The 20457-nt window shown below is 38.3% G+C and carries 21 protein-coding genes; 6 read left to right on the top strand and 15 right to left on the bottom strand.

The window, feature by feature from the left end; all coding sequences use genetic code 11:
• Window positions 1–37: 37 nt before the first annotated feature.
• The 3 genes from upp to J4N24_RS11180 all read left to right on the top strand — a co-directional run bounded on the left by upp (window position 38) and on the right by J4N24_RS11180 (window position 2477).
• A complete protein-coding gene (upp, locus tag J4N24_RS11190) occupies window positions 38–682 on the top strand; it encodes a uracil phosphoribosyltransferase (RefSeq protein ID WP_207533773.1) in 645 nt (214 codons plus the stop codon).
• A 48-nt stretch (window positions 683–730) separates the two neighbouring features.
• On the top strand, window positions 731–1420 hold the full coding sequence (locus J4N24_RS11185) for a YjjG family noncanonical pyrimidine nucleotidase (RefSeq protein ID WP_207533772.1): 690 nt from the start codon (window positions 731–733) through the stop codon (window positions 1418–1420).
• Between the two features lie 91 nt (window positions 1421–1511).
• Window positions 1512–2477, top strand: a complete 966-nt coding sequence (locus J4N24_RS11180; RefSeq protein WP_207533771.1) for a pectinesterase family protein — start codon at window positions 1512–1514, stop codon at window positions 2475–2477.
• Window positions 2478–2544: 67 nt separating this feature from the next.
• On the opposite strand, the gene J4N24_RS11175 is transcribed toward J4N24_RS11180, so the two are convergent.
• The 12 genes from J4N24_RS11175 to J4N24_RS11120 form a co-directional block, all read right to left on the bottom strand.
• Entirely contained in the window at window positions 2545–3750 is a 1206-nt protein-coding gene (locus J4N24_RS11175) for a lytic transglycosylase domain-containing protein (RefSeq protein WP_207533770.1), read from the bottom strand.
• Between the two features lie 50 nt (window positions 3751–3800).
• The gene (gatA, locus tag J4N24_RS11170; protein ID WP_207533769.1) at window positions 3801–5234 is read right to left on the bottom strand and encodes an Asp-tRNA(Asn)/Glu-tRNA(Gln) amidotransferase subunit GatA; all 1434 of its coding nucleotides are present in this window, start codon (window positions 5232–5234) and stop codon (window positions 3801–3803) included.
• 159 nt (window positions 5235–5393) lie between these two features.
• Window positions 5394–5576 (bottom strand): Sec-independent protein translocase subunit TatA/TatB, encoded by a 183-nt coding sequence (locus J4N24_RS11165; protein WP_207533768.1) that lies wholly within the window; start codon window positions 5574–5576, stop codon window positions 5394–5396.
• Window positions 5577–5578: 2 nt separating this feature from the next.
• Window positions 5579–5848: a twin-arginine translocase TatA/TatE family subunit gene (gene tatA / locus J4N24_RS11160; protein WP_207533767.1), complete on the bottom strand. Its 270-nt coding sequence runs from the start codon at window positions 5846–5848 to the stop codon at window positions 5579–5581.
• A gap of 49 nt (window positions 5849–5897) precedes the next feature.
• Window positions 5898–7169: a murein hydrolase activator EnvC family protein gene (locus J4N24_RS11155; protein WP_207533766.1), complete on the bottom strand. Its 1272-nt coding sequence runs from the start codon at window positions 7167–7169 to the stop codon at window positions 5898–5900.
• 17 nt (window positions 7170–7186) lie between these two features.
• A complete protein-coding gene (gene lolB1, locus J4N24_RS11150) occupies window positions 7187–7981 on the bottom strand; it encodes a lipoprotein insertase outer membrane protein LolB1 (protein ID WP_207533765.1) in 795 nt (264 codons plus the stop codon).
• On the bottom strand, window positions 7959–9677 hold the full coding sequence (locus tag J4N24_RS11145) for a tetratricopeptide repeat protein (RefSeq protein WP_207533764.1): 1719 nt from the start codon (window positions 9675–9677) through the stop codon (window positions 7959–7961). Before J4N24_RS11145 ends, lolB1 begins: the two co-directional genes overlap by 23 nt.
• A 1-nt stretch (window position 9678) precedes the next feature.
• Window positions 9679–10113 carry a dUTP diphosphatase gene (gene dut, locus J4N24_RS11140; protein ID WP_207533763.1) on the bottom strand — a complete coding sequence of 145 codons (435 nt, stop codon included), beginning with the start codon at window positions 10111–10113 and terminating at the stop codon, window positions 9679–9681.
• 162 nt (window positions 10114–10275) lie between these two features.
• The gene (locus J4N24_RS11135) at window positions 10276–11772 is read right to left on the bottom strand and encodes a lipopolysaccharide biosynthesis protein (protein ID WP_207533762.1); all 1497 of its coding nucleotides are present in this window, start codon (window positions 11770–11772) and stop codon (window positions 10276–10278) included.
• A 30-nt stretch (window positions 11773–11802) separates the two neighbouring features.
• Complete coding sequence (locus J4N24_RS11130) at window positions 11803–12087, bottom strand: acylphosphatase (RefSeq protein ID WP_207533761.1); 285 nt, start codon at window positions 12085–12087, stop codon at window positions 11803–11805.
• Window positions 12088–12116: 29 nt separating this feature from the next.
• Window positions 12117–13061 (bottom strand): NAD(P)H-dependent flavin oxidoreductase, encoded by a 945-nt coding sequence (locus J4N24_RS11125; RefSeq protein WP_207533760.1) that lies wholly within the window; start codon window positions 13059–13061, stop codon window positions 12117–12119.
• Between the two features lie 39 nt (window positions 13062–13100).
• Entirely contained in the window at window positions 13101–14273 is a 1173-nt protein-coding gene (locus J4N24_RS11120) for an amidohydrolase family protein (RefSeq protein ID WP_207533759.1), read from the bottom strand.
• A 134-nt stretch (window positions 14274–14407) separates the two neighbouring features.
• Between J4N24_RS11120 and rlmN the strand changes: the two genes are divergently transcribed.
• Genes rlmN through J4N24_RS11105 form a run of 3 tightly spaced genes read left to right on the top strand, consistent with a single transcriptional unit; the run spans window position 14408 to window position 17577 of the window.
• Entirely contained in the window at window positions 14408–15457 is a 1050-nt protein-coding gene (gene rlmN / locus J4N24_RS11115; RefSeq protein WP_207533758.1) for a dual-specificity RNA methyltransferase RlmN, read from the top strand.
• A gap of 35 nt (window positions 15458–15492) precedes the next feature.
• On the top strand, window positions 15493–16191 hold the full coding sequence (locus tag J4N24_RS25875) for a ComF family protein (RefSeq protein ID WP_207533757.1): 699 nt from the start codon (window positions 15493–15495) through the stop codon (window positions 16189–16191).
• Window positions 16192–16194: 3 nt separating this feature from the next.
• Window positions 16195–17577 carry a hypothetical protein gene (locus tag J4N24_RS11105; RefSeq protein WP_207533756.1) on the top strand — a complete coding sequence of 461 codons (1383 nt, stop codon included), beginning with the start codon at window positions 16195–16197 and terminating at the stop codon, window positions 17575–17577.
• A 147-nt stretch (window positions 17578–17724) separates the two neighbouring features.
• Here the strand turns inward: J4N24_RS11105 and J4N24_RS11100 are convergent, their stop codons facing one another.
• The 3 genes from J4N24_RS11100 to J4N24_RS11090 are packed head-to-tail and all read right to left on the bottom strand — an operon-like array spanning window position 17725 to window position 20454.
• Window positions 17725–18381, bottom strand: a complete 657-nt coding sequence (locus J4N24_RS11100; RefSeq protein ID WP_207533755.1) for a DUF4159 domain-containing protein — start codon at window positions 18379–18381, stop codon at window positions 17725–17727.
• A 37-nt stretch (window positions 18382–18418) separates the two neighbouring features.
• A complete protein-coding gene (locus J4N24_RS11095; protein WP_207533754.1) occupies window positions 18419–19120 on the bottom strand; it encodes a 16S rRNA (uracil(1498)-N(3))-methyltransferase in 702 nt (233 codons plus the stop codon).
• A gap of 8 nt (window positions 19121–19128) precedes the next feature.
• Window positions 19129–20454 (bottom strand): hemolysin family protein, encoded by a 1326-nt coding sequence (locus J4N24_RS11090; protein WP_207533753.1) that lies wholly within the window; start codon window positions 20452–20454, stop codon window positions 19129–19131.
• Between the last annotated feature and the right edge of the window lie 3 nt (window positions 20455–20457).

Below are 20457 nucleotides of genomic sequence, written 5' to 3'. Positions count from 1 at the left end.
CTGTTCCTTCAACACAGAATGCTTAATTTTAAATATCATGTTTGTACTAAGTAACAACTCTTCCGTAGCAAATAATTTTATAGCCGAGTTACGCGATGCCAACATTCAGGTAGACAGCATGCGGTTTAGAAGAAATATGGAGCGCATAGGCGAGATCTTCGCTTACGAGATAAGTAAAACTCTTATTTACATTGAAACTGAATTTGAAACACCTTTAGGTACAGCTGTAGTTCCTATTATACAGGAACAACCTGTTCTTGCTACTATTCTAAGGGCAGGACTACCTTTACATCAGGGACTACTTAATTTTTTTGACAAAGCCGATTCTGCTTTTATTGCAGCCTTTCGACAGGACACCAAAGGCGGCGGCTTTACTATCGTGAAAGAGTATGTTTCAAGTCCCGACTTAAACCACAAAGTTGTAATAATATCAGACCCTATGCTTGCTACAGGACAGAGTATTGTTTTAAGTTGTAAGGAGCTATTACAGCAGTATGAAATTAGACAACTTCATATTGTTTCTGTCATTGCAAGCACTGAGGGAGTAGCTCACGTACGCGCTAACCTGCCTCATGCAAAACTCTGGCTGGGGGCAATTGATGATGAAATGACCACGAAAGCATATATTGTACCTGGGCTGGGAGATGCAGGAGATCTTTCATTCGGGCAAAAAGACGGATAACCTGTTTTTCATGCTCAGTCGAGGTAAATCTTTCGGATATTTGCAGCGATGTATAAGCATATATTTTTCGATCTGGATCACACGATCTGGGACTTTGATAAGAACGCAGAAGAAACATTAACAGAACTATTTGAAGTTTATTCTCTTTGTGACCTTGGCGTTTCATGTTCAAAAACTTTCATTGACATTTACACAAAGAACAACCATGAGCTTTGGACTGCTTATCATTTAGGAAAGATCAGCAAGCAAGAATTAAGGGAAACAAGATTCAAAAAAACGTTTCTTGATCTGGGCCTTCTGCCGGAGACAATACCTGCCGCTTTTGAAGACGATTACGTTCGTATTTGCCCAACGAAAACAAACTTATTCCCGGAAGCACATGAAACCCTTAAGTATTTGAGTTCCAAATACAGTCTACACCTTATATCAAATGGTTTTAAGGAATCAACTGAAATGAAGATTGAATTAAGTGATCTCGGGAAATATTTTGAAAACATTATAATTTCCGAAGTGGTAGGCGTAAATAAGCCAGATAAAGCAATTTTCGAATTTGCTCTTAAGAGCGCCGGAGCTAAAAAGGAAGAAAGCCTAATGATTGGGGATAGTCTGGAGGCTGACATTCGAGGGGCCTTGGCTTTTGGAATTGATGCTATCTATTTTAATCCTGAAGGTAAAGCCACTCCTTTAGATATTGAAAGAGAAATATCTCATTTAAAAGAATTGAAAGTTTTGTTATAAATGATGAAGGTTTACAGCTAAATCAGTTTCAGTTGTAATCACAAGGTAGTGACCTCTATTTAAGAAACCTATTAATACCAGTTATACTTCTATGTTAAAATTAACTCGTTATTTTTTTCTATTACTTTTTATCTTTTCATCTCCTTTATCATATGCAAGGCAAACAGAAAAGTATGATTTCATTGTAGCACAAGATGGAAGCGGAAATTTCAAAACCGTTCAGGATGCAATTGATGCAGTGCCAGATATGAGAAAGAAAACTACTACCATTTTTATTAAAAAAGGTATTTATAAGGAGAAGCTTATACTGGCTGGCTCAAAGCAGATGGTCAAGTTTATAGGTGAAGATGTTGACAAAACGATCCTCACTTTTGATGATTGGGCACAGAAAAAGAATCGCTTTGGAGAAGAGATTGGAACATCTGGTTCATCAAGCTTCTTCATCTACGGAGACAACTTCTCAGCCGAAAATATCACGTTTCAAAATTCTGCTGGCCCGGTGGGTCAAGCTGTAGCAGTATGGTCAGCGGGAGATAAAATGATGTTTAAAAACTGTCGTTTTCTTGGATTTCAAGACACCCTTTATACCTTCGGAAGAGGCAGCCGGCAGTATTATAAGAACTGCTATATTGAGGGTACTGTAGACTTTATTTTCGGTTCATCAACAGCGGTATTTGACAACTGTGAACTTTATTGTAAAAAATCTGGTTATGTGACTGCGGCCTCAACTCCCGATACCACCAAATACGGATACGTATTCTTAAACTGTAAATTAAGTGGTGATGGAGCGGATGGCTCCTTCTTTCTCGGACGCCCATGGCGACCTTTCGCGAAGGTTGTATTTATAAATTCCACAATGAGTAAGGTTATTAACTTAAAGGGTTGGGATAATTGGGGGAAAGACTCAAACGAGAAAACCGCATACTTTGCAGAGTATAAGAACAAGGGAGCAGGGTTTAAACCGGAACAGCGGGTACAATGGTCTCATCAGTTAAGCGAAAACGAGTTAAAGGAATATACTTTGGAAAATATCTTCAGAGGCTGGATCCCTTATTAATAAAAAAATATACAACGAAAAAGGCGCTTTCTGTAGAAAGCGCCTTTTTTAAAAATCATGACTATTCCTAGCTTTGAACTATTTTTAAAACCATTCCAGGCTTTACTGAGTAATGCTTCAGTTTGTTTAAGATCTTCACTTCTTCCTCAGTAGAATTAAATCTCTCTACAATAGAGTCAAGAGTATCGCCCTCCTTCACTCTATACATGATATAAGTGTTAACGGCTTTGTACTTCGCCTGACTAGCCTTAGCAGCCACGTTAACAGTTGCAAGTGTTGTCTCGACCGGCACAATATAGTCGAGCTTTAACTCATACTTTAGTTTTCCCGGCTTCTTACACTCATCAACCAATGCAGAGTAAATATAATCTTTGATAACAGGTATAACCAATTTTTTTGGAGCAGAAGAACATCCATTCACAACCTGGTTTTTGTAAGCAGCGTTTAAAACACACAGATCGGATAAATTAACATTAATTGCCTTAGCAACGCTTTGTAAACTAACAGGTCTGTTAACTGATACTTCTTTAGTAAATATACCGAAGTTTGGCTCGGACGAATAAATTCCATGTTTTTTAGCATTATTCATCAAGTAAACAGTGGCAATAAAAGCAGGAACATAATTTTGAGTTTCAACAGGTAAATACTGTCTAAGAGACCAATAATCTGTTAAACCGGGATTATTTTCCATAGCCCAGCGGATATTATTCCTACCACAATTATAAGATGCAATTGCCAGTAACCAATCTTTATACATCCCATAGGATTCCAGCAAATAATCTGCAGCGGCATTACATGCAAGCACCGGATCTCTGCGCTCGTCGATAGTATCATTAATTGCTAAACCATATTTCTTTCCTACCGGCTCAAGAAATTGCCAAAGGCCACCGGCTTGTGCTGTAGATGTAGCGAATGGATTCAGTGAAGATTCAACTACTGAAAGGAATTTTATCTCTTCAGGAACACCTTTTGACGTGAATACCTTTTCGTAAATAGGGAAATAATATTGAGATAAACCCAGCATCCTGGAAAACCTGTCACGATGATTACTTAGATAATAATTAATCATTTTCCTGACAGGCTCATTATAACTCAAAGGCACAGTCTTTGTGATACTCTCTAAAGTTCTCCTATACTCGGAAGGGTCTATTGCCTTCTTTTCAGAAACACTGGATTTTACAGATACAACCTTCTCTTTCCCTGAGGTAGTCAGGGACAATAAAGTAAAACTTAGTGCATAAAAAATTACTTTAATACTTCCTCTTCTCATCATTTTTTCAAGTAAATGCTTTATAGCCAGACATCTGACTACCTTTTACCCATTTAATGAGCTTTTGTTACATCTAAAAGATATTTAGAAAAAGCCAGTAATTCAGCCTCACCAAACCGCTTCCCTATAAACTGGACTCCCAAAGGTAAATTATTATTTGTTTTTCCCAAAGGCAATGAGATTGCAGGTATTCCTGCTAAAGAAGCCTGAACTGTAAATATATCAGCTAAATACATTGTTACCGGATCATCGGTTTTCTCTCCTATTCCAAAAGCAGGACCAGGAGTGGTTGGAAGAAGTATAAAATCGTGGTTCTCCAAAATCTCATCCGTCTTTTCCCTGATTAACCTCCTAACTCTTTGGGCCTTTCCATAAAAGGCATCATAGTGACCAGCACTAAGTACAAAAGATCCAAGTAATATACGACGTTTAACCTCTGCTCCAAAAGCTTCAGAGCGTGACTTTTTATATGTAGTTTCTAAATCTATAGCATTAGGACTTCTATAACCATAGTGAACTCCGTCATACCTTGCAAGATTAGATGAAGCCTCGGCCATAGTTAAGATATAATAAGTTGGAACCACGTAATCCAGGTACGGAAAGGATATAGGTTCAACCGAGTGGCCTTCATCCAATAATTTCTGGATCGTCTGCTCCGTTAGAGCTTTAACTTCTGGATCCAAACCATCTGAAGACAAAGTTTCCGGAAGATAGGCTATCCTTTTCTTTCCTGAAAGCGAAAGTTGCTGTGAGTATTCTGGAACAGGGAGCTGAGAGGCAGTACTATCATAGTCATCATGACCGGCTATTACTTCCATCAATAAAGCTGCGTCTTCCACAGTGTGAGTAATAGGACCGACCTGATCAAAAGAGGAAGCATAAGCTATAATACCATGCCTTGATACGCGACCATAAGTAGGTTTCAAACCTACCACTCCACAAAACGCCGCCGGTTGTCTTACCGAACCTCCTGTATCTGTCCCTAAGGATGCAAGGCACAAACCAGCCTGTACAGCTACTGCTGAACCTCCTGAAGATCCGCCGGGCACCTTCGAGTTATCTGCATCATTCTTAACAGGTCCGTAATAGGAGTTCTCATTAGATCCCCCCATAGCAAACTCGTCACAATTTTGCCTGCCTATAATAATAGCGTCTTCCGCCAACAGACGCTCTACCACGGTAGAGGAAAAGATGGAGGTATAATTTTCAAGGATTTTAGATCCTGCGGATACCTGATGCCCCTGATAACATATAAGATCTTTTATTCCTACCACCATGCCAGCAAGTTTACCGCCTGATCCATCCAGTATTTTCTCATTTACTACAATGGCCTGCTGTTTTGCTTCCTTTGCATAAACCTCTACAAAAGCATTTAAATGCCTTTTGTCTTCTATACGCTCTAAATATGTATTTACAAGCTCCAACAACTGGAGTTTGCCACTTTTGATATCGTTTTGTACGCTGCTTAGAGAAGTGTACTGTTCCATGCCGTGAAGGTAAGAATTTCTAGTCAATGATGCTAAAGCCGCGTAGATTAGGGCTTAAATTGGCAGAAATATAAGAGAATTGTGAAGCGTGGTAATAGGTAAAAATAAAAAAGCCTCATTTACAGTCTGCAAATGAGGTTGAATCTTCAATGTTAAGAATTAATAAGACTTTCCGCTATCGTTAGCGTCGCCGTCTTTAGCATCTTTAAATTCTTTAACTCCTTTTCCCAAACCTCTCATCAGTTCCGGAATCTTTTTACCCCCAAATAGTAGCAGAATGGCTAGTATAATAAGGATAATCTCGGGAGCTCCTAATCCTGCCAATAAAATTGAGTTTACCATAATTATGAATTTGTATTTGCCTCATCGGCAGGTTTACTTTTATTTACGTTATTATCCATGTCAACATTAAGATCGTCATTCACAGCATTTATATTCCTGTGAATTTCTCTCTTAACACCTTCTGAAGCGTCCTTGAATTCCCGAATGCCTTTCCCTAATCCCCGGGCCAGCTCTGGCATCTTCTTACCTCCGAAAAGTAACAGAACAACCCCTAAAATCAGGATCAATTCCGGCGTTCCTATATTTAGAAACAATAAAACTGAATTCAACATCTTATCTTAGTTTTTACAAATATACGTAATAAATGAACCAGTGGATTCATTAATTTGCCAGCCAACTTTCAGGATTTAAAGGAGTTGAACCTTTCCAGACCTTAAACTGCATTTCTGTTGTTCCGTCCTCTGAGTCTGTAGCAACGACACCTATGGTCTGCTTTAGCGATACTTTCTGTCCCCTTGAAACACTTACTGATCTCAAGCCTGAATAAACTGAAAAGTATTCTCCATGTCTCACCAACACAAATTGTACATTAGTTGCAGGAATAGTTCCAACCTGAGCAACCGTTCCATCAAATACAGCTCTTACCGCTGCACCTTGAGGTGTCCGAATTGTAATACCATCATTGTCAATAGTAACACCTTCCCCAACCGTATGCCGTCCAAATTGTTCCGTTGTTGTTCCGGTAGCAACAGGCCAAGGTAAGCGTCCACGATTACTTAAAAAATCGGAAGAAAGCTTCGCTGCTTCAGGAGTGGCGGCCAATACACTAGATCCTGAAGAGGAACGAGTGGTAGTAGGCACCTCCCTATTTTCTGCCCTGGCTTTAGCTGCGGCAGCTCGTGCAGCTTCCTCTTCCCTCCTGCGAGCTTCTGCAATTTCACGCGCAATTGCAGCATTTAGAGCCCGTGTTAAACTTGCCGCTTCCCTTTGTTTCCTCCTAAGCTCCTGTTTCAGCTGGCTTTCCTGCTTACTGAGCTTACTCAATTGTTGCGCTTTATTACTTTTTTCCTTACCTAGCGTTACCTTTTCACTTTCCTGATCATGAAGTAAACTATTTTTGTTTCGCTTGTTTCTATCAAGCTCAACTATCTTAATGCCTAGCTCATGGGCAGTTTGCTCAATGTATTTTGCTTGCTTTTTACGATAATCTCCAAATTGTTGTAAGTACTTAAGACGCTTATATCCCTGATTAAAGTCCCGGGATGCAAAAATGAACATCAGCTTACTATAAGCGCTTTGATTTCTAAAAGCGAAAAGCACCATACTTGCGTACTCTCTTTTAAGCTTATTAAGCTGAGTCTGTAACGATCTCACTGTACTCGTATTCTCCGAAATCTCGTTATCCAGAAGTCTTATTTCCGAATTGATAGTCCCTATCTTCTCTTCACGAAGCCGTATTTGAGCATTTAAGGCATTAATCTGTTTTAGAGACAATCTTTTATTACTTGAAACTTCACTTTGAGAGCGTCGTAGCATTTCAATTTCCCGAGACAATGCCTCCTTTCGACGCTTTAACTCTGCGCTGCTCTGAGCGAAAGTTGTAGCAGATAGTAGTATTAATCCAAAAAAAAGAAACAGCCTTTTAAAACTCATGAGGCAAATCTATCTATTTAATCTTTTACAGTAAACCTTTTAGGGACATTGAAGGGAAAATCTACAGGTTCATCAATTGAAACACTATTATACCTTAATGCTATAGCGATAGTTTTATTATTAGCTACTGAATTAATATTTACAATTTGAGGCAGCTCTTGATTATTAATTACACCAAAACTATCGTAAGTAACACTTAGCTTCTGACCATTTGCATTGTCTGTGACCTGATTTTGCAGCATGTTCCTTCTATTGTTGAAAATCATATTATACATGAGCTCCGATAGTTGACCCTTAACCTCTACCTGGCTAGCTGTTGCAGTAAAGCTAGCTGATTCGGTTAAAGTATTAGGAAAAGCGTTTGCGGTAAAAAGTCCTTGTATTGCCTTAAAATCAATTTGCCTTGATGTAAACTGGTAAATGTAACTAAACGGCTTTCTCATATATTCATTTTGCAGCCTGTTCATGATTTTAATACTATCAGGAGTAATTAAAGCTCTTGCAACCTCCAAGCCAGCAATAGCCGTTACTGAAACCCATATAGTTTCACTATTTTTTATCCGGATCGACATACTCACATCATTGCTGTTGTTATTAATCTTTAAGTCAGCCTTTGCTTTTATAGCTAAAGTGTTAAATGAGGGTTGTTTCGCCTTTAAGCTATCTATCAGATCAGAATTGTTAGCCGCAGGCTTCGTTATGACCGCAGGAACTGAAGTAGTTGGAGGTACTAATGTTTTTTTTGCCTTACAGGATGTAAATACAACTAATGCCAGTCCAATTGCCAGCTTATTCAAGATATTTTTTTTCATTAACTTTCTTTTCAAGAATTTCTGTTTTAACCCCCAACTCTTTTGCCTTCTGCCACTTCTCAAAAGCTTTATCCTTTTGACCTAAATGATATAATATATCTCCCCAATGTTCATATAGGACACCACTTCGGGGATTATTCCCTACTGCTTTCTCCTGCCAAACCAATGCTTGTATATATTTTTTTTGTTTGAATAGCACCCAGGCATACGTATCCTCGAAGGAAGAGTTATTTGGCTTCAACTCGTTTGCTTTTAGGGCCATTTCTGCTGCCGTTTCCAACTTTTCACCTCTTAACGATAAATAATAGGCATAATTATTCAATACATAAATGTTAATAGGATTAGCAGATAATGCCATGTTATAAGCTTCGTCAGACTCCCTATATTGCCTAATTCCATTATATGAATCACCAAGAGAAGCATAAACCTGGGATAAAAATTCTTTATCATCAATCTGCAATTGCGTAGCATTTTTCAAATAGGAAATAGCTTTATCTGGCTTGCCGCCCTGCTGATAGGCTAAAGCTGTAAGATAGTATAAGGCTGCCTGATTGGGGAACAATGTTAAGGCTTCTTCTCCGTCTTTAATAGCCGTAACATAATCTGATCGACTCAATTCAATCCTTAATAATTCCTCCCATACTGAGTAAACCTGATTGTTTATCTCAAGTGACTTCTTAAGGTTTAACTCTGCTTCTTCTAACTTGTTAGACCTAAATAATAAATCTGCATAGACCGCAAAACTTCTAGCCTCACCAGGATGAGCTTCTGTTAAAACCTTACCTAGTTCTAAGGACTGCCTCTGGATCTCCGGTTGTTCAAGCTTTGGAAAAAGTGACAATACAATTCCGATTTTGGGTTCAGCCTGTAATGAAGGATTTCTAAAAGCTGCTTTCAATTCAGTAAACGCTGCTTCTGTTTTTCCCTGCTTATTATACAGATCAGCCAAACTCAAATTCAGAAAAGCATTAGCATTGCTTACCTGCTTTGCTTTTTCAAGTAGATCTACCGCTTTTCCAATATTTCCGTTTTTCTCATAAACTTCACTTAAAGTAAGGTAGTTTCGAATGTCGGCGGGATTTGCTTTGATTAACTTCTCTATTTCAACTGCAGCTTTGTCTGAATGACCGGTTTGTTGATAAATTCTCTGCCGGCCATTGATTAATTCATTTGACACTCCAAAACGCTTCTCTACCTCATTATAGACCCCTTCCGCTTCCTTATTTTTATTCAATAAAACTAAAGTGTTTGCCTTATCAAAATAATAATCAGGATTATTGGGATCAAGATGAATCAGATCAGTGAATACCAAAGATAACTGCTCAAAATTTCGGTTCTTTTTATAAATATCTGCAAGAAGTAGCCAATACCACTTGTTAGTGGATTTAACTGTTACAGCATCCCTTGCATACTTTTCAGCACTGCCTTCATCCTCCTGCTCATGGTAAATGCTTGCTAGCTCGTATAAAGCAGCATCATTCTGAGGATCAATTTGTACAATCTCTTTAAAATACAATTCAGACTCGCCCACTCTGTCTATGGTCTTAGCCCGCAATCCATTAAAAAACTTTTCGCGCACTAATGCACTGTCTTCTCCAGTAAGCACCCGTCCCACTACGAACACAGCAGATTTATTTTGCTGTGCAAAGCTTAATCCACCTATAATACTTAACAAAAAAGTCAGTCTTTTCACCATACTATTTACCGGTATGTCCGTACCCTCCAGCTCCTCTCGATGTTTCGTTTAATATCTCAACTTCACCCCAGATAACCTGCTCATGCTGAGCCACAACCATTTGCGCTACCCGTTCTCCATCATTAACAACAAATTCAACATCAGAAAGATTAACTAAAAGGATTTTTATTTCTCCACGATAATCAGCATCTATAGTCCCGGGTGAATTTAAAACAGTGATACCATGCTTTAATGCTAAACCGCTTCTTGGCCTGATCTGTGCCTCAAACCCTTTTGGAAGTTCTATAAACAGACCAGTTGGAATAAGCACTCTTTGCAATGGTTTAATTACAACTGCACCTTCGGGCAGAAAAGCCCTTAAATCCATTCCAGCAGAAAGTTCTGTTTGATATTCTGGTAGTAGATGAGTTGACCTGTTGATTATTGAAATCGTCATTATTTATGAAAGTTCTAATCACTCTTTATTATGAAAAATTCTTCGCAATTCCTTTCCACTTGCGAACATTATGCTGGAGGCCTCATTCTGAAAGTCTTGTTTCTTCCTATATCCCAGGAAAGGATCTTAAAGTCGCCTTCGTCCCCGGTCTCTGAATTTTGCTCATGAAGTTTTTCTTTGAAGTATTCCTTTTAGGTTATTCTTTTCAAAGTAAATTGTTCCAATTGCAAATATCAGCAGCAACAAATTACCGATAATTAAGCTTCTATGAAAAACATTAAAAGATAAAATTACAATGACAATAGATGTGAGAAGATAAGCCAGGTTCTTTTTAAGATTGTATGGAATCGGATAGTTTTTTTGGCCTAAGATATAAGAAAGGATCATCATAGATGCATAAGCTGCTAAGGAAATCCATGCAGAGGCCACATAACTGTATTTTGGGATAAGAATAAAATTAAGAACGATAGTAAGTGCAGCCCCTAAACTTGAGATATAAAGACCAAAACGTGTTTGATCTGATAATTTATACCATATGGAAAGGTTCATATAAATTCCAAGGCACACGTAGCCTAAAATTAAAACTGGCACAATATGGAGTCCAGACCAGTATAGTTCCCTCTGAGAAGCTGAGCCACCGGGAATGAAATATTTAAGAATTTCAATATTTGCTACAATGCCAGCAAAGATAAAACAAACTACTATCACGAAATAGTTCATTATAGTAGCATAAGTTTCGCCAGCGTCCTTATTTTTAGCATGACTGAAGAAAAATGGTTCAGCCCCAAGCCGGAATCCCTGAATAAAAATGCTTAGGAAGATAGCAAGTTTACAAACTGCTCCATATATTCCAACTTCCTGATCTCCATAATCTCCTCCAAGGATTTGTTTAATGGCAATTTTATCCAGATTTTCATTAACAATGAAAGAAAGATTAGCAATAAGAACAGGAAAACTATAACCTAGCATTTGCATAACAAGGTTTCTGTCATATCTCCAGACTAATTCGAGCAACTCAGGAATTAGCAATAAAAAGGTTATTAAACTTGCAAGAAGGTTCGAAATGAATACGTAACCAACCCAATGTGGCCGGAACCATGCGAATTCCCAATATCCGCTTTTTAATCCCCAGGGTATGACATACAAAAAAAAGAGATTTAAACCAACGGTAAATAGAATGTTTACAATTTTAATTAATGAATATCGTCCTGGACGTCCTTCCGCCCTTAATTTAGCCGCTGGGATAACAGCAAGAGCATCAAGTACCAAAATCCAAATAAAAAGCCGGATAAAAATTTTATAATCACTAATGCTCGCAGCTCCGTCAGCATGCATCCATGCAGCAATATCTGCAGTGAAAGCGAAGGTTAAACCAAGAAACGCAATTGAAATGATAGCTACGCTAAAAAACGTTGTAGAATACACTTTCTTCTTGTCTTCAACTTTGTTTAAATACCTGAAGAAGGTGGTTTCCATTCCAAACGCCAGCAATGCATTAAGCACTGATGCCCAAGCATACATTGTAGTGAATATTCCGTATGTTTTTGCGGGATATAAATTTACATAAATTGGGGTCAAGATTGAATTTAGTAATCTTGACACTACTGTTGTTAAGCCATAAACAGCAGTTTGTCCTGCAAATTTCTTAAGAGTTGACAATTTCCGGAAGGTATATGTTACAAATTTGAATTACCACAAGAAGTTTTTCTTAACTACTTCAAAGTTACTATAGTTTTTCAGTTCAGCTTCAACAACATCTACACTTTCAACCACAGCTTTTTCCGGTCCTTCATTGCACCATTCAAGGAAATTTTCCAGAGAGAAGTCATCCCCCTCTGCTTCGATCTGAACAGATCCGTCTTCAAGATTCTTAACGTACCCTCTTACCCCAAGTTGATCAGCAACTGCTTTTGTTGCAGCCCGGTACAAAACTCCCTGCACTTTACCTTTAACTTTTATAGAATAGTGTTTCATCAAATTAAAATCTATTATCTTAAAAACTTTCACCAGTCAAATTCGCAAATCCTGCTTTTTGCTCTTTCAAACTCAAGTACAATACCTTTTAAAATTTCAGCAGCTGGCCGAACTTCCTTAAGGATACCTGACACTTGACCAATCTCAAGCTCTCCTGCTGCCAAATCCCCCTCAAAAATTCCGAGCTTGGCACGACCTTTACCTAGGATTCCCCGGAGTATTTCTTTGTCTGCCCCACGGAGTTCGGCCTGCTCGATCTCACTTGAAAAACTGTTTTTAAGTAAGGGTACAGGTGTAAGAGATTTAAGGCATAGGCGTGTATCTCCCTCCCCTGCTTCGATTACTTTCTGCTTAAAGTTCGCATGGGCTGAGGATTCCTTTGCCACAGCAAATGCAGAACCTATCTGGACACCTTCAGCTCCCAAAGCCATAGCTGCAAGCATTGTTCTCCCAGTGCTAATTCCGCCTGCTGCAATAACTGGTACTGATATCTGTTCTTTTATCAGAGGAATAAGACACATTGTAGTAGTCTCTTCACGTCCGTTGTGTCCACCAGCCTCGAAACCTTCGGCCACAACAGCATCAACCCCGCTTGCTTCCGCTTTCTTTGCAAATTTACTATTAGCTACCACATGCACAACGGTTATACCAGCGTCTTTAAGTCGGGATGTAAAAATTGCTGGATTTCCTGCTGAAGTAAAAACCACCTTTACATTTTGCTCTATAGCGACGTGAATCTGCTCTAATGCATGTGAATAAATTAGGGGAATGTTTACCCCAAATGAATGAGGGGTAGCTGCTTTACATTTTATTATGTGCTCCCTCAAAATTTCAGGGCTCATCGACCCAGCACCTATTAACCCAAGTCCCCCAGCATTACTTACCGCTGAGGCCAAACGCCAGCCGCTGCACCAAACCATGCCCGCTTGAATGATTGGGTATTGAATTTTTAGAAGGGAGCTTATTGTATTCATCGCTGCAAAGGTGAAGATTAAGCGATAATACTAAAAGTACTAAATAAGTTTTTGAACTTCTGAATCAGGGGTTAAACGAAGATCATCAACATTCTTAATTAGATTAAGACCTGGTTTTTTACCTTTTTCAATGCTTCCAAACTTGTCATCTATTCCAAGGAACTTCGCACCATTCAGCGTTGCCCATTTAATAGTGTCAGTGAAACTCAAATTTGGAAAATGTTCATGGATAGTTTTTAACTCTGAAAGAATACATAAGTTCTTATTAGAAGCTAAACTATCTGTCCCAAGAGTGATAGTAACATTTTCAAAAAAGAACATGTCAGCCTTGGGCAAACGGCCTTCAATATATAAATTAGCATTAGGACAGAAACACCAGGTAATATCCCTTCCAGACCTTCTTGTAAAATAAATATCTTTCATGCTGGTAAAGGTATTATGAACCAGCAAAACTTTCTGTTGGGCAGCAAGCAAAGGCACAAAACTTTGAATAGAATTGCGCGCCTGAGGTTTAAAGAATTCGATGTCAATACCCAAGTCTTTATAAAAATCCAGAAACTCCCCAGTTTTATACCGGTAAAACTTATTTTCTTCCTCGGTTTCCTGATTGTGAATACTTAATAACTCTCCCGCCTCACCGCAAAACCTACTAATGAATTTAAAAAGCTCTTTACATACAGAATAGGGTGCATGTGGAGATATAGAGGCACGGAGTGGCTTAAACTCTTCAAGCAGATTATTCCCAGCTCTGAAGGCTTCCTTGGCTCCATCGGGTTGAAAACAAATTAATTCAATGAAAGTATGGTAATAGAGTTTGCTATTTAGCTTGGCGTCCTTTGTTTGAGCCGTGTTTGATATATCAGCAACGGCAACAATACCGTTTTTATACATTAAAGCATCAGCATCAAACATTGGCTGAAATACATCCTCTGTACTTCTTCGGGCTTTGATCACTTCCTTTATGAAGGGAATAAGGCTAAGTCCTGTTGGAATACGATTTTTAAGATAAGAAAGTTCGAGGTGACAGTGAGTATTAACAAAACCAGGAACAATAACTCCTTCGTATCGCTGAATATTAGCATCAGAAGGCAGTGCGGCTTTCCCATTGAAGAGATCGAGTATTTCCCCACCCTCATCCACGACTACAACTCCATCTTTCAATGGCAGACTTCCGACTGGTAGAATATAATCTGCTGAATAGTAAGTCCTCATAACATGTTTTTCTGTAACTCATCAAGCCCCATAGCTACAGGAGAAGTATTGCTGTTACAACAACAATTATAGGAAAAATTTTTATTACCTCTTTTTTTATCAAAATTTTATCTTTAAATAAGTAAATTTGCATTGTGAATGAGGCACTTGTAAAAAAGGATATTCGGAATATAGCATCTACCGACCTGATAAAACTTCTTGGAGAAATAGGAGAACCTGCTTTTAGAGCAAAACAGATTCTTGAATGGCTCTGGGCGAAGTCCGCACATAGTTTTGACGATATGACTAATCTTTCAAAAGCTCTCAGGGAGAAATTGAAAGAGCAGTTTACGATAAACGCAGTAAAGGTTCACCAATCACAACATAGTTCTGATCAGACTATTAAAAATACATTCAGCCTTTACGACAGCAACATTATAGAGGGGGTCCTAATCCCTACCTCTGATAGGATGACGGCTTGTGTTAGCTCTCAAGTTGGCTGCAGCTTAACTTGCAAGTTCTGTGCTACAGGCTACATGGAACGTAAAAGAAATCTTGATCCAGCTGAGATTTATGATCAGGTGGTGTTGATTGACAAGCAGGCAAAGGAAAAATACAATCAGCCTCTTACGAATATCGTATACATGGGGATGGGAGAACCCCTTTTGAACTATGCAAATGTTCTAAAATCAATAGAGCGGATAACTGCTGAAGATGGACTGAATATGGCAGCTAAACGCATTACTGTTTCAACTGCAGGTATAGCGAAGATGATTAAAAAGCTCGGGGATGACCAGGTGAAGTTCAATTTGGCTCTGTCATTACATGCGGCTAATGACAAGAAACGTAACGAGATTATGCCTATTAACGAGCAAAACTCTCTTAAGGCCTTAGCTGAAGCGCTCAAATATTACTTTCTAAAAACTAAGAATCCTGTTACTTACGAATATATCATTTTCAATAACTTCAACGACAGTATACAGGATGCTATGGAATTAGCCAAATTCTGCAAGCACCTCCCATGTAAAGTCAATATTATTGAGTATAATCCTATATCTTTTGCTGACTTTGAGAACGCCGGGGAAGACAAAACAGAAGCTTTTGCTAATTATTTAAAAAAGCAGGGCATTATTACAAATATACGCAGAAGCAGAGGAAAGGATATTGACGCAGCCTGCGGACAGTTAGCAGTAAAGCAACAATAATTTCCTTTGCAAAAGATTTTCTGTAAATTGTTGCTGTGAATCTTCTTACACAGAATATCAGTGATTTTTTTTCACTCTTCTTTCCTGAGGTTTGTGCTGGTTGCGGGTGTTCCCTTGTGAGTAATGAAGAGGAGATTTGCACGGGTTGTTTGGTTAACCTCCCATACACAAATTTCCATTTAATCCCCGATAATAGTGTTGCCCGGCAATTTTGGGGAAGAGTTCCGTTTACTTTTTGTGGTGCATTCCTTTATTTTTCTAAGGGTACAAAGGTTCAAAACTTGCTGCATCAGCTGAAATATAATAATAGGCCTGACGTTGGAACGAAACTTGGGATAGCCTATGGGAAACAACTATTAGAATCATCATCAATTGTACTTCCGGATATTATTGTTCCTGTTCCACTTCATCCTAAAAGACAAAAAAAAAGAGGTTACAATCAAAGTGAGTCATTTGCTCAAGGCTTATCTCAATCTCTTAATATTCCTGTCAACACATCTTGCCTTCAAAGAGGAACTTTTACAGCAACACAAACAAAGAAATCACGATTTCTAAGGTTCGAAAATATGAAGGATGTTTTTACTCTTTCTTATGGAGAGACATTGCAAGGGAAACATATACTATTAGTCGATGATATTATTACTACAGGAGCTACAATAGAGGCCTGTGCCCATCCTATATTAAAAGTTTCAGGAACAACAATTAGCATTGCAGGGATTGCTTATACTGGTTAATTAATGAAAATCATAGACCGATGCCTTTTGCTTTTGTTTGGAGCACTCATAATTCTTTCGTGTAGGAAGGAACACAACAATGCTTATGATCCGGAAAAGCCTTTGACATTTTCAAATGACACGATAAAATTTGATACAGTTTTCACATCAGTCACTTCAACCACGCAGCGTTTAAAAATATTCAATTCGTCGAAGGAAGATGTGATTATTTCAAGGATAAATTTAGCTGGAGGAGATAAGTCGTCCTATGAAATCAATATAAATGGAATTTCAGTTGAAAACCTGGAAAACTTTAAAATTAGAGGAAGAGATTCAGCTAATCTTTTTGTCCGCCTGAATATTCCCCCCACAGACAGATCAGCTCCTTTTCTGGTAGCTGATTCACTTAGCTTTACTACTAATGGTCGATCCCAGATAATCCAATTACAGGCTTTTGGACAAAATGCTCGTTTTATCCGTGGAACAACAATTTCAAAAGATGTAATCTGGGATAAACAGTTTCCTTACCTCATCTATGACTCAGTGAGAGTTGTTTCAGGAACTAAGCTAACTATTGGGAGAGGGGCCAGAGTATACTTTCATAAAGGAGCCCGACTTTCTATTGCTGGTACGCTGAAAGTAGAAGGTACAGTAAATGACTCCGTTACATTTGCAAGTGATAGAAAAGAAAAGCTTTATTCAGAGGTACCAGGGCAGTGGGATGGAATATTTTTCTTAAAAACAAGCTCCAATAATTTTATTAACCATGCAACTATTAAAAATGCTCTTATAGGTCTAAGTATTCAAGAGGGACATGATGATGCAAATCCGAGACTTACTTTGGTAAATTCAGTAGTGAAGAATATGGAAGCTGTAGGCGTCCTTGGCTCTCATACCTCCATCACTGGCTTTAATAACTTAATTATAAATTGCGGTAAACACCTTATTTATTGTAACAATGGAGGGAGCTATAATTTTAAGCAGAACACTTTCGCAAACTATTACAGCTATGGAATCAGAAGTACAGCTTCTCTATTTTTTAGCGACTACCTATCATCAGGCCCGGGTAAGAGCACTAACCTCATTCTAATTAATAATATCATCTGGGGTAATCAGACTGAGGAATTAAGCCTGGATGAAAAAGGCCAGGAATTTGTTCGCATAATACGTTCGAATCTGATTAAGTCGAGGGGAAAACACCTTATAGAGGGAACAAATATTTTTAATTTAGATCCGTCTTTCAGGGATTTAAACAGACTAAACTTTAACCTTACTACCAACAGCATTGCTGCTGACAAAGGAGAAAACCTGAGCTCAGACCTTGACTTTCAGAGCTGGTTAAAGCTGGATCAAAACAACAGACAAAGATTATTCCCTTCAGATCTAGGCTGTTACGAAATATTCTAATTTTTTTAAAAAATATCGTAACCTTTTTATGTGTTATCTAGTAAAAGTAATCGAGAGCGTTAATTTAGATAGAAAGAGCTGGAAGTCACAAACGACCAGCTTTTTCTTTTTTTATAGACCAGCAATCTGGTGCTCTCTTAAAGAATTTCATTGTGTTAGTGCGAACTGGACAACGTTAGCTCCCATCCTTAAAGCTTTTTGCCTGGTTTCTTCAGAATCTCCGGTATAAGTTCCTGCATCCTCCCAACCATTTCCAAGATCACATTCATAAGTATAGTAACACACTAGTCGACCTTTATATATCAAAGCAAAGCCCTGAGGCCGCTTCCCATCATGCTCATGAATTTTGGGAAGTCCTAGTGGAAACTTAAATTTTTGGTTGTATATAGCATGAGAACTAGGTAACTCAACAAAGCTCAATTCAGGAAACACTTTTTTCATCTGAGGCCTTATAAACTTATCTAATCCATAATTATCATCTATATGAAGAAAGCCACCCGCTATCAGATATTTTCGTAAGTTAAGCACTTCCTGATCAGAAAACTTAATGTTTCCGTGGCCAGTCAGATATACAAAAGGGTAATTAAATATATCATTACTCCCTACCTCTACAACCCCTTCCTCCAGATCCAGATTTGTTCCAAGGTTTTTATTGCAAAATTGAATCAGATTAGGAATAGCTGTTCTGTTAGCATACCAATCTCCCCCTCCACTATACTTCAATTTTCCCAACTTGTAGGTCGGTTGCGAAAAAGACAAAAAGCTTACTATAAACAAAAGGCAAGTAAAAAATAACTTTTTCATCAGGTTTCTATATTACAAGAGGTTTGAACACTTATATCTACCTGTTCAGAAAATTTACTTCAAAACAAGCTTCAAGCGCTGCAGTTTCGGTCCTCAGTCTACTTGACCCTAACGTAATCGCTTTAAAATCATTACTTTTAGCAAGTTCTATTTCATCTCCTGTAAAATCACCTTCAGGACCTATGAGAACCGTATAATGGCCTTCGAGCTGGATAGCTGACCGCAGTTCGAGCTTTGGTTCATCCAAACAATGAGCTATGAACTTATTGCCATAACCTGCCGATCCGACAAAATCACTATACTTAGTAAGTGGATTTAATTTAGGATGATACGCTTTTAACGACTGCTTTACCGCTGATGTAATGATCCTATTTAATCTTTCGAGCTTAATTTCCTTTCTTTCAGACCGATCGCAAAGGATGGGCGTTATTTCGTCAATTCCAATCTCTGTTGCCTTCTCTAAAAACCACTCAATTCGCTCAATATTTTTAGTCGGCGCTACAGCTATATGAAGGAAATGATTTCGCCGGTTAAACTCCCTTTTAACGTCTGTTATAAGCAACGTTGTTCGTTTTGGATTCGGATCGATGATTTCCGCCGTATAAAAGCCTCCCTTACCATCTATAAGATGCACGACATCCTTGGTGACCAATCGTAATACTCGAATACAGTGTTTGCTTTCCTCCTCGTTTAAGGTATAATTCTCACCATTAACATCAGGGGTATAAAAAAGATGCATAAGATTAATTAATGCAGATCAACAGCGTCTTCGGGATTAATCTCCAGATCTAGCTTAACAGACTCAATGTTTTGTTCAGTCTTCTTGAGGACAGTAATTGTATAGCCATAAAAATCCTTTCTCTCGCCAACTTCGGGGATTTTTCCAAAAATATCACTTACCAAACCTCCTACAGTATCATAATCCTCGTCTTCTGGAAGATCATGTGGAAGATATTCATTAACGTCATATATTGTTGCAGATGCATTTACAATAAATTCATGTTCCGATACCTTTTCGACAATCGGCTTCTCTTCATCAAACTCATCCTGAATCTCTCCAACCAGTTCCTCAACGATATCTTCAAGAGTAACCATACCCGCAGTTCCTCCGAATTCGTCAAGTACAATAGCTATCTGAATCCTTCTTAATTGAAACTCTCCAAGAAGATCGTTAATTTTTTTTGTTTCAGGAATGAAATAAGGTTTTCTGATAAGATCTTTTAGGATAAGTTCTTTATTGGCCGCTACTATAGGTAGAATATCTTTAGCATGTACAACACCTACAATTTTATCGATGGTATCGTCATAAACCGGAATACGTGAATAACCTTCCTTAATTATCGTTTGTAACAATTCATCAGAGGGAGTATTTATTTCAATACCCGATATTTTCGTTCGGGGAACCATGATATTCTTAACAACTCTCTCATTGAAATCGAAAACATTCTTAATCAGTTCATGCTCGTTGACATCTAATGCGCCCGTCTCTTTCCCCTGATCCAAAAGATATTGAAGCTCCTCAGAACTGTGGTTTGCTTCGTGTCCACTGATAGAATGAATACCGATTGCACGAAGTATTAAATTGGCAAACCCGTTAAGTAACAATATAAATGGTCTGAAGACCAGGTAAAAGAAATGCAATGGGAGAGAAACTCCCATCGTTATCCCAATTGGTTTTTGTATTGCCAGGGATTTAGGTGCTAATTCTCCAAAAACAATATGCAGTATGGTAATAATTCCGAAAGCTACTATTGGTGATATAGTCTCTGAAAACGAAGTAATTACCGCAGGACTTGCATTAAATGAGATTAGTATGTTACTAATGATATGTTCCATGACTTCCTCACCAACCCATCCCAGGCCAAGAGAAGCAAGAGTTATCCCTAACTGTGTAGCAGCAAGATATCCATCCAAATGTTGGAGGATATGCTTTGCTGTTTTTGCCACTCTATTACCTGATTTTGCCGAAACTTCAATTTGCGAAGCACGCACTTTTACAATAGCAAATTCTGCTGCAACGAAAAAGCCGTTCAGGAAAACAAGAAAGAATGTAAGGAATATCTGAAAAGCCATTAT

The organism is Desertivirga arenae, assembly GCF_017355785.1.
GTDB classification, from domain to species: domain Bacteria; phylum Bacteroidota; class Bacteroidia; order Sphingobacteriales; family Sphingobacteriaceae; genus Desertivirga; species Desertivirga arenae.
The sequence above is the reverse complement of the archived record's forward strand: the minus strand, read 5'-3'. Positions and strand labels throughout refer to the sequence as shown.

What these genes read in the sequence shown, in the direction of transcription:
- upp (WP_207533773.1), top strand. Translation starts at nt 38, where the DNA reads ATGTTTGTACTAAGTAACAACTCTTCCGTAGCAAATAATTTTATAGCC.
- J4N24_RS11185 (WP_207533772.1), top strand. Translation starts at nt 731, where the DNA reads ATGTATAAGCATATATTTTTCGATCTGGATCACACGATCTGGGACTTT.
- J4N24_RS11180 (WP_207533771.1), top strand. Translation starts at nt 1,512, where the DNA reads ATGTTAAAATTAACTCGTTATTTTTTTCTATTACTTTTTATCTTTTCA.
- J4N24_RS11175 (WP_207533770.1), bottom strand. Translation starts at nt 3,750, where the DNA reads ATGATGAGAAGAGGAAGTATTAAAGTAATTTTTTATGCACTAAGTTTT.
- gatA (WP_207533769.1), bottom strand. Translation starts at nt 5,234, where the DNA reads ATGGAACAGTACACTTCTCTAAGCAGCGTACAAAACGATATCAAAAGT.
- J4N24_RS11165 (WP_207533768.1), bottom strand. Translation starts at nt 5,576, where the DNA reads ATGGTAAACTCAATTTTATTGGCAGGATTAGGAGCTCCCGAGATTATC.
- tatA (WP_207533767.1), bottom strand. Translation starts at nt 5,848, where the DNA reads ATGTTGAATTCAGTTTTATTGTTTCTAAATATAGGAACGCCGGAATTG.
- J4N24_RS11155 (WP_207533766.1), bottom strand. Translation starts at nt 7,169, where the DNA reads ATGAGTTTTAAAAGGCTGTTTCTTTTTTTTGGATTAATACTACTATCT.
- lolB1 (WP_207533765.1), bottom strand. Translation starts at nt 7,981, where the DNA reads ATGAAAAAAAATATCTTGAATAAGCTGGCAATTGGACTGGCATTAGTT.
- J4N24_RS11145 (WP_207533764.1), bottom strand. Translation starts at nt 9,677, where the DNA reads ATGGTGAAAAGACTGACTTTTTTGTTAAGTATTATAGGTGGATTAAGC.
- dut (WP_207533763.1), bottom strand. Translation starts at nt 10,113, where the DNA reads ATGACGATTTCAATAATCAACAGGTCAACTCATCTACTACCAGAATAT.
- J4N24_RS11130 (WP_207533761.1), bottom strand. Translation starts at nt 12,087, where the DNA reads ATGAAACACTATTCTATAAAAGTTAAAGGTAAAGTGCAGGGAGTTTTG.
- J4N24_RS11125 (WP_207533760.1), bottom strand. Translation starts at nt 13,061, where the DNA reads ATGAATACAATAAGCTCCCTTCTAAAAATTCAATACCCAATCATTCAA.
- J4N24_RS11120 (WP_207533759.1), bottom strand. Translation starts at nt 14,273, where the DNA reads ATGAGGACTTACTATTCAGCAGATTATATTCTACCAGTCGGAAGTCTG.
- J4N24_RS11105 (WP_207533756.1), top strand. Translation starts at nt 16,195, where the DNA reads ATGAAAATCATAGACCGATGCCTTTTGCTTTTGTTTGGAGCACTCATA.
- J4N24_RS11100 (WP_207533755.1), bottom strand. Translation starts at nt 18,381, where the DNA reads ATGAAAAAGTTATTTTTTACTTGCCTTTTGTTTATAGTAAGCTTTTTG.
- J4N24_RS11095 (WP_207533754.1), bottom strand. Translation starts at nt 19,120, where the DNA reads ATGCATCTTTTTTATACCCCTGATGTTAATGGTGAGAATTATACCTTA.
- J4N24_RS11090 (WP_207533753.1), bottom strand. Translation starts at nt 20,454, where the DNA reads ATGGCTTTTCAGATATTCCTTACATTCTTTCTTGTTTTCCTGAACGGC.